Source organism: Candidatus Nanoarchaeia archaeon (assembly GCA_035290625.1).
In the GTDB taxonomy this organism is placed as follows: Archaea; Nanobdellota; Nanobdellia; order Woesearchaeales; family DATDTY01; genus DATDTY01.
Genome location: DATDTY010000021.1, coordinates 1 through 8,535 on the forward strand (window position 1 = coordinate 1; position 8,535 = coordinate 8,535).

The 8,535-nt window shown below is 48.0% G+C and carries 10 protein-coding genes; 6 read left to right on the forward strand and 4 right to left on the reverse strand.

Annotated features, from left to right (window positions below; genetic code table 11):
* On the forward strand, nt 1-645 hold a 645-nt coding region (locus VJB08_01655), incomplete at its 5' end, for an FAD-dependent oxidoreductase (GenBank protein HLD42672.1).
* Nucleotides 646-696: 51 nt separating this feature from the next.
* A complete protein-coding gene (locus VJB08_01660) occupies nt 697-1,149 on the forward strand; it encodes an NMD3-related protein (protein ID HLD42673.1) in 453 nt (150 codons plus the stop codon).
* On the opposite strand, the gene VJB08_01665 is transcribed toward VJB08_01660, so the two are convergent.
* Nucleotides 1,118-2,218 (reverse strand): DUF460 domain-containing protein, encoded by a 1,101-nt coding sequence (locus VJB08_01665; GenBank protein HLD42674.1) that lies wholly within the window; start codon nt 2,216-2,218, stop codon nt 1,118-1,120. The two genes, VJB08_01660 and VJB08_01665, sit on opposite strands and share 32 nt — an antisense overlap.
* A 148-nt stretch (nt 2,219-2,366) precedes the next feature.
* Between VJB08_01665 and VJB08_01670 the strand changes: the two genes are divergently transcribed.
* The 3 genes from VJB08_01670 to VJB08_01680 all read left to right on the forward strand — a co-directional run bounded on the left by VJB08_01670 (nt 2,367) and on the right by VJB08_01680 (nt 5,561).
* Nucleotides 2,367-4,025: a SulP family inorganic anion transporter gene (locus VJB08_01670; protein HLD42675.1), complete on the forward strand. Its 1,659-nt coding sequence runs from the start codon at nt 2,367-2,369 to the stop codon at nt 4,023-4,025.
* Nucleotides 4,026-4,101: 76 nt separating this feature from the next.
* Complete coding sequence (locus VJB08_01675; GenBank protein ID HLD42676.1) at nt 4,102-5,373, forward strand: hypothetical protein; 1,272 nt, start codon at nt 4,102-4,104, stop codon at nt 5,371-5,373.
* A gap of 5 nt (nt 5,374-5,378) precedes the next feature.
* Nucleotides 5,379-5,561 carry a hypothetical protein gene (locus VJB08_01680; protein HLD42677.1) on the forward strand — a complete coding sequence of 61 codons (183 nt, stop codon included), beginning with the start codon at nt 5,379-5,381 and terminating at the stop codon, nt 5,559-5,561.
* Between the two features lie 8 nt (nt 5,562-5,569).
* Here the strand turns inward: VJB08_01680 and VJB08_01685 are convergent, their stop codons facing one another.
* Nucleotides 5,570-6,541 (reverse strand): deoxyhypusine synthase, encoded by a 972-nt coding sequence (locus VJB08_01685; protein HLD42678.1) that lies wholly within the window; start codon nt 6,539-6,541, stop codon nt 5,570-5,572.
* A 268-nt stretch (nt 6,542-6,809) separates the two neighbouring features.
* Between VJB08_01685 and VJB08_01690 the strand changes: the two genes are divergently transcribed.
* Nucleotides 6,810-7,076, forward strand: coding sequence for a ribbon-helix-helix domain-containing protein (locus VJB08_01690; protein ID HLD42679.1), 267 nt, complete (start codon nt 6,810-6,812; stop codon nt 7,074-7,076).
* Here the strand turns inward: VJB08_01690 and VJB08_01695 are convergent.
* Both VJB08_01695 and VJB08_01700 read right to left on the reverse strand, forming a co-directional pair.
* Nucleotides 7,062-7,475: a PIN domain-containing protein gene (locus VJB08_01695; GenBank protein ID HLD42680.1), complete on the reverse strand. Its 414-nt coding sequence runs from the start codon at nt 7,473-7,475 to the stop codon at nt 7,062-7,064. The genes VJB08_01690 and VJB08_01695 overlap by 15 nt on opposite strands.
* A gap of 47 nt (nt 7,476-7,522) precedes the next feature.
* Complete coding sequence (locus tag VJB08_01700) at nt 7,523-8,347, reverse strand: VTT domain-containing protein (GenBank protein ID HLD42681.1); 825 nt, start codon at nt 8,345-8,347, stop codon at nt 7,523-7,525.
* Between the last annotated feature and the right edge of the window lie 188 nt (nt 8,348-8,535).

The window sequence follows — 8,535 nt, forward strand, 5'->3', positions numbered from 1 at the left end:
CCGGAACTTAAAAAATACTTCTTCACACTAGAAAAGCCGCTTGGCTTCACCCCTGGCCAGTTTGTAACAATTCGCTTCAAAGACAATCCTCTGACAAGGTCATTCTCAATAGCGTCAATCCCGGGAGCAGAAGAGCTTGAACTGGCCATCAAGACCGAAGGCGAGTTCACCCAGCGCCTGGAAAAGGCAGGCATTGGAGAGGAATTCATCCTCAAAGGGCCCCTAGGCAGCTTCACAGCAAAGCCTGAGATGAAAAAGATCTGCTTCCTCGCAGGAGGGATCGGCTATACACCATTCAAATCAATAATCTTCTCAGAGGCAAAGCAGAAAAGCCAAAGGCAGCTTTGCCTGATCTACAGCGCAAGAACCCATAAAGAAATCTGCGACAAAGCAGCATTCGAGCATCTTGCAAAATCATATAATCGCTTCAAGTTCGTGAAATGCGTAACCCGGGAGCCGGAGTTCCATGAGCCTGCGACCTACAACAAGAGAATCGACAAGGAAATCATCAAAACAGAGCTGCCTGAGTACAAGGACTGGTTCTTCTTCATCTGCGGAAAAAAGGAGATGATCGGGCAGATGACAGCTCTCCTTGGCTCCATCGGAGTTGATGCAGAGCATATCAAGATTGAGAAGTGGAATTGAGGCTGCCGCCTCTCAGGTACGTTTAAATAATCCGCTCCGTTCTAGAACCTGATGGAGCATATCGACTATTTCGAGGGAACGCTTCAGCTGAGGGATGTCACTAAGGCTCACCTTGATTTTGTCCTGGCGCAGACTACAAAAGACAAGAGAGCTAGGATTGCCTCGCTCAAGAAAGTGAAGGGCGGTTATGACCTGCAATTCTCATCAAACAAATACCTCCGCCAGATGGGAAGGCTCCTTGTAGCAAAATACCAGGGCGAACTTAAGGAATCAGTGCGCCTCTTCTCCAGAAACCGGCTGACGCAAAAGGACATCTACCGCCTTACAGTGATGTTCAGGCCGCTCGCATTCAAGAAAGGAGACGCCATCATATACAAAGGAGAGCACTGCACCATTGTTGCTGTTGGGAGCCACATTCTGGCAAAGCCAATGTCAGGAAGGAAAATCCGGATCAGGTTCTCAGAGCAGCAGGCTATAAGGCGCGATTCCTGTACTCATCAATAATCCTGGCAAAGTTGGGCATAGCATTGACCTCCCGATCAATGCTCGCCTTGTCGGCTGATGCAAAATGCACATCTTCCGTAAGGCTGAACTTTGCGGCATCCAGGACAGTCATGCCTTCGAGCTTCTTCGGCTTTCTGGCAATAATAAGGACATTCATCTGCCTGAGCCGCTCGATCAGCTCGCTGCTTTGGCTGGCCATATCCTCCACCAGGAGAATGTCCTTTTCCTGTATCTTGAGGAATTCCTTGGCTTCAAACTCCCTTCGTGTAAGGTTGCTGACCTTCTTCACAAGAACCATTCTGTTCAGCCCTGAGATGAACTCCATCAGCCTTCCAATGTGCTTCCTGCTGTCCTCGATCTGCCGTTCTTTTTTCCTGATGATCGTTTCAAGCGAGCGTATCCTGGCATCCTTGTATGCGAGAAGGCTGTCCGGAACTGGTTTTCTGATGCGCCACGTCCTCCTCCTCTTCAGCCGCTGCTCAATCTCTCTCTGATGCTCCTTAAGCAGGCTGTTCTCCCTCTTGAGGGATTCCAAGGCTTTTCGCATATGGTTGGTCCGTTCAATCCTGATCTCTCTTCCTGCAATGGCCTCAGGCTTTTCAGACAGGCCGGAGAGGCATGCCTCCACATTCTTGTCATCCAGGAGAATCTGCTCTGCTATGGTCTCAAAGGATTCGATCCTCTCCTGCTTTTCAAGAACAGACCGGATCTTCCGCAGCAGCGGAGAAATATGCTTATAGGCAAACAGGCTTGAAGCTAGGGCATCGAGCTGGTGCTGCGAGGCAGTCTTAAATCCCCTGCAGAGCTCTCTCTTCTCCAGCACCTTGAGATCTTCCCTTGGCGCGATGATCTTTGCTCCTGTGCTTGCAGCAAACTTCTCTATGAACTTCGGAATCTGCCGCTTGTCTGTCGCAGCGATGATAGGCTTCCCAAAGGGGATGATGTGCGCTATAAGCTTTGGCAGGCTGAGCTCCTTTGATGAGGAAACCTCTATGACCCTTCCCTGCATATCGAGAACAGAGACCCCTACGGTTGTTCCGGGATCAATGCCAATAAGCAGAGGCTTCATCGAGGCTGTCCATCCTTTGGTGATTATTAAGCTTTGCGATTGCGGCGAGGTTGGTTCGAAATTGAAGGTTGCCATCATTCCTGCCTGCGTTTTCACAAAACCAGACCATCAAAAGGGTTAAATACTACTTGGCGGTCAGGGAGCGGCCGTGGACCTTAGTCACTCCAGAGAATATATGCTGCATGACCTGAAGGCAGGCTTTGTAACAGCAATCGTTGCCCTGCCGTTGGCTATAGGCTTTGCCTTTGCATCAGGGGTTCCTCCCATCAACGGCATCTATACTGCAATTATCGCAGGCATCCTTGGCTCAGCCTTTGGCGGCTCCAGGTTCTCAATCACAGGACCAACAGGAGCGATGGCTGTTGTGATACTCGCAGCAGTCAATGCCCATGGCTTTGATGGGCTTCTGCTGGCAGGCATTGTTGCTGGCCTTATTCAGCTTATTTTTGGGCTTGCCAGGATAGGCAGCATCATAAAATTCATGCCTTTCCCGATTGTTTCAGGATTCACTGCAGGCATCGGGATCATCATTTTTACAGGCCAGATAGCGAATGCGCTGGGGCTTGAAATCCAGGCAAAGGAGCATGTCTGGCAGATTTTTGGCGGCCTTTGGAATCAGGCAGGTTCTGCGAATGGCGCTGCAATGGTGCTGGCTGGTTTAACGCTGGCGATCCTTGTTTTCCTTCCCAGGATCCTCGCCAGGCACCATATGCTTCTTCCTCCTTCAATCATTGCTCTTGTGCTCACTACAGGCGCAGTGATGGTGTTCTCGCTTGATGTTCCTGTGGTTGGAGAGATCCCCAGCGGCCTCCCTTCATTCCATCTGCCAAATTTCAATCTTCAGCTTCTCCGCGATGTTCTTCCCATCGGCTTCACGATAGCCTTGTTGGGGTCAATAGAATCATTGCTCTGCGCAGTGGTCTGTGATGGCATGACGGGAACAAAGCACAATGCAGACAAGGAGCTTCGGGGCCAGGGAATAGTCAATGTCGTCCTTCCTTTTTTTGGCGGCATTCCTGCGACAGCAGCAGTTGCCAGGAGCGCAGTAAATATACGGGAAGGCGCCAGGACAAAGTTTGCAGGCATAATCCATGCAGTTATTATCCTGCTCATCGTGCTTTTGTTTGCACCGCTAGCCAAGCATATACCCAAGGCATTTCTTGCAGGCATCCTGATGTTTGTTTCAGCGAAAATGATCAATTTCCATGAGATGAAGACGATCTATCACATCAGCGGGGCAGAATTCCTTGTCCTATTGGCTACGCTTGGATTTACGGTGTTTACCGACCTTGTCTTTGCGGTCCAGATGGGAATCCTTTTTGCCGTATTTCTTGTATTCCTCAAGCTCACCAGCATTGCCGATATCAAGTATATCGAAGAGCACAACGACAGGATCTACGAGTTCAACAGCATCCTTGAGAAAAACAATGTGCTCAAAAGCGCAGTTGCTGTCTATACGGTGCACGGGCCCTTCTTCTTTGGAGCTATGAACGTCTTTGAGCGCAAGGTGGATGAGCACATGGCAATGAAGAAGCCGGTTGTCGTGCTGCGCATGAAGCACGTTCCATTCATTGACAGCACTGCTGTTGTGAGGCTCAACGATTTTATTGCTGCCAGGCACAAGCAAAAAAAGAAGGTCCTTATCAGCGGGCTCCAGCCTGGAGTCAAAGAGGCGCTCATGAGCAATCCCGCCTTTCGCAAACTCATGCCTGATGACCACATCTTCGAGAGAACCTCTGACGCCTTGGCCTCAGTTGAGCATCGCATTACCGGCTGGATCCTGGAAGATGGCAAATTTGATGTTTAGGGTGCAAGGTTCAGCCCATGCGATTCGTAAGATTTAAATATCTTGCTTCAAAAGCTCAATATCAGGAGGTGAACGTATGAAAGTATACGTTGTTTGGTTTGCGCTTATAATGCTTGCAGCATCTATCTTAGTCGTAGGAGCAGAGGATGGCATTCAGGATGTACAAGGGGCTGGCGATGCTGATGCATTGCAGGACGGCCTTCAAGAGGGGGCATCTGATCTAGAAGATGAAGACGATCTGGAAGAAGAGCTCCAGGAGTATGAAATTGAGGAGAACGTTACGCCAACTCAGGTTGCCGATGACATTGAAGATGACGTATCCACAGACGCAGAGCTGGCATCTGAGGCAGGGCTGACTTCAGAAGAGCTTTCCGACGCCCAGGAGGCTGGGGCCAGGATTGGCCTGAAGCAGTATATCCTGAACATCCAGCTGGCAAAGAAGATCATGCGCCATGATGTGATTGCCACTGCCATCATTGATTTTCTGAAGGAAAATGGCAAAGACACATCTCCTCTCGAAACCCTCAAGAGCCAGATTCTCAGCCTTCGCGCCATAGACGAGCAGAGGCTTACAGGAAGAGAGTTTGCTGAGCGTGTAACACAGCTCAGGCGCTTGTCAAATTCATTTAAGGAAGAAGTGAGGAGGCTTACTCCAGAAGACCTTACCCAAGACCTTAAAGATGCAGTTCATGCTGCCCTGGAATCGAAGAAAGAGGAGCTGAAGGATGCTGCCGAGGAAAAGATTCGCCAGTTCCATAATATGAAAGCCCAGCAGAAAGAATTCAGAAAGCTTGCAAAGCATCTGCGCACTGTCCAGGAAGAAGGCGTAAAAATGGAAGCTGTGAAGGAGCGTTATGATGCTTTGAAATCCCTCCAGGAAAAATACCTTGGCCAGAACGCAACAAAGGAAAACGCTGCAAAATTCCGTGAGGAATGGAAAACCTATCTTGAGTCGCTCAAGGCAGAGCGTGAGGAGGCGCGGCTGACTGCCCAACGCGCAAATTCCTATATGCGGGTAAAAGAGGTAAGGGAGGTGCTGGCAGATGCTGAAGCTGAAGGAGAGAGCACAGCAGAGCTTCAGGAAAAGCATGCAGTGCTGCTCCGCGAACTGAAGCAGGCGCAAAACTCCAAAGACCTTAACGAACTGAAGAGGATAGCCAAAGCCTCGCATGATCTTGCCGAGGATAAGCGCCTTGATCGGCGCATGCAGGATGTGCGGGCAAAGAAGGCAGCCATGCCCAGGCAAGTTGCCAAGGCAAGAGTTGCCAATAGAGAGTCTATGAAATCAGGCAGTGCTGAAAACCGCATGGACAAATCAACGGAATCTGAATCAACGAGGATGAGGTGAGCACGATGAAAATTGCAATCGCACTATTGCTAGTATCCCTGATTATGCTATCAGGCTGCGCGGAGCCCCAGGCAGCGGCATCAAAGCCTATTCAGCAGCCTTCGCAGGAAGCTCCTCAGGCAGAGGATGCCTCAGAAGCAATTGATGTCGTGTCTTCTGACGAAGTGGATATTGGAGAGCTCTATTAGCGAAGGCATTAGCAGAAGCATTTCGCGGCAATCAATGGGAATAAGATAGTGGCATCTCCAACAACCTTCACAGAATCCTCCTTCTTTGCAATCTTGCCCCAGGACACTGCCTCATCAGGCTGTGCTCCTGAATCAGAGCCGTCATATTCCTGGCTGGTGTTGATGTACACAGCATAGTCTGCTCCATTCCTCATCATGTTGGTGTTGCAGATATGATGCTTGACCATGCCTGCTCCGAGAATGATGATGCCCGTCTTCTTTGCTTCCATGGTGAGGTCATTTAATCTTTTTATGTCATTGGCAATATCTATAAGGAAATCCGGGTCCTTGCATTTAAAAAAATAGATCATATCCCCCATTGATCCGTCTGTTAACGCCGGACAGAAAACAGGGATGCTGTTTTTTTGGCACCAGTAATAGATCGATCTCTCATTGTTTATTTCCTTGCCTAATCTTGCGATAATCTCTGAAGGGGTGAATATCTTTTTTGGATCATCTTGCTCTTTGTGCAGTTTCTCTAAGAATGGGATGAAAAAGTTCTCAAAGTCTCCGTATCTGTTGTTTGGGACAAGGATATTGCCAGTCCGGTTGATGCCTTTTTCCCTCAGCTCCTTGCCTTCATGTTCAAAATCGCCCAGGATAAAGTCTCCCAGGCATTTGATGATATCTTCCTCTATGCCTCCGGCAGTCGTAACAATGATATCCACAAGCCTGTGCTTTGCAAGGTAGCAGAACACATCCCTCAACCCTGAAGAGACCATGTTTGATGTGTAGCCTAAATAGATCGTGCACTTCTCTTTCCTCATCTTGTTTATGATCTGGATTGCCTTTGACAGATGCGTAGCCTGGAAGCCTGTTGTTGCGAACGAGTCTATGATCTTGTCATAGTCCACCCCTTTATCAAAGTCATAGCCTCTGATGGCTGTGCCTGTTATTTCCTTGCTTTTTCTCAAGACGTTCTTATGGGCTTTGGATTCCATAGAGGGAAGAAACAGAGGCTATTTTATAAGGATTTAGGTCAAATCCGCTAAATATCTGCCCATATCCGAACTTGTAAATGTCTCATTATTTACCAGTTTCTTAATCAAATACTTAGCACTATGAGCATCAGGCAATCCAACGTGAGAACCAAGCTTCCAAACGTCTTCTCCATTATTAGCTTTCATCCGATCCCTTTCAGCATTTGCTTATTTAATCACTCCGAAAACCAAAAGGCTTATATATTACTATGCATTACAATGTAATACAATGGAGACCGTCTCAGTCAGATTTGAAAAGAGATTCCTGCAGGACATGGAGCAGGTGATGAAAAGCCATAGGTACGCGACAAAAACAGAGTTCATACGCGAAGCTGTGAGAGAAAAGATCAGGGATCTGGAGACGCAGCACGCTCTGCAGAGGCTGGAAAGGGCGTATGGCTCAGGTAAAAAAGACAAAAAGATCACTGATGAGGATATCCACCGAGCAGGAGAAGAAGCATTTAAAGAGATTGCCAAGAAATTAGGCGTTGAGTAGATTTTCAGGGAGTTTTGCTTTTGTTATATCTCTCAGCCTGTCGAAATGCCTATCTCTGGACACAAGCTGAGTTCCATGGTTACGGGCAATCACTGCATGAAGGGCATCACGCATAGGTACATCCCTTTGCATGGCTAATCGTTTTGCCTCTTCAATCTCTCTTTTGGTTGCAGAAGTGCGTTTTATATTGTCGGGCTTTGCTATGGACAATAACTGATGAATCTCATGTTCCTGCAAGCCAAGCTTCTTGAACTCAGTCACAACACTATCAGAGTAGAGAACAAGATGATTCCCTAAAATGATTTTTTCCATGAGTTTTTTAGCTGCTTCTCCATTATGCCCTCTTTTAAGATGGATATCTATCCATATGGACGTATCAAGGTAGTAGATGTTTTGCATCGGCACCTGTTGTAAGCATAGTTTAATGCCCCTTTATATCTAAAGGATTATAAGTGTTTAGGTGGCCTGCTGTCTGATCTCTCTGTTTTATTGAGGTTCTGGAAGAAGGTGGGCTCGTCATTTCTGTCAAGATTGGAGAGCCTATTATCAATCTCTCTCTGCCCGTATCCATTGCTTTGCCCATGATCCTGTGTTGTTTGGATTGAGTCGCCTTCCTCATAGTTTTCTCTGTGAACTGGACTTTTGTCTTCAACCCCTTTCCTTTTATTCCTCCACCATTCAAAGATAATCGGAAGGAACGACAAAAAGATGACGATAATAACAACGATATCGATGTTCTTGTCTATGCCGGGTATCCTGCCGAGATAATAGCCAATAAGCGACATCGAGGCTACCCAGAGGATTCCACCGAAGATATTGAACGAGACAAACCGCTTATAATCCATGCTTGCAGCTCCTGCAACAACCGGAGCAAAGGTGCGTATGATCGGAACGAATCGCGCAAGGATGATTGTCTTCCCTCCATGCCTGATATAGAACTGCTCTGCCTTCTTGAGATGGGATTTCTTGAAGAATCGTGAATCCTCTTTCTTGTAGATTGCAGGGCCTGCAGTCTTTCCAATCCAGTAGCCGGTTGAGTCTCCAAGAATTGCGGCAATGCTCAGCACGACAATAAGCCAGAAAACGCTCAGATCTCCCTTTGCTGCAAAGAGGCCTGCTGTAACCAACAAAGAATCTCCCGGCAGGAAGAAGCCGACCATCAAGCCAGTCTCTGCGAAGATGATGACAAAGAGGATAAACATTCCTCCATATGCTATTAAGGTTGGAACATCATAGATGATGTGTATCCATTCACGGATTGCAGTGAGCATTAAGGATGGACTTGAGAAGAGGTATAAAAAGGATATGGTTCCCTGGTCGCATTGAAAAGTTGCTCGCTTCGCTCGGCAGCGCCAGGTTCGCCATGCGCAAGTCAGGCAGAATAGCGACATTCTCCGAGGGAGGCGACCCTCTTGTCGCTGTGCCGCCGCTCCGTTATAATGGCTTACAAGAGGGCGCT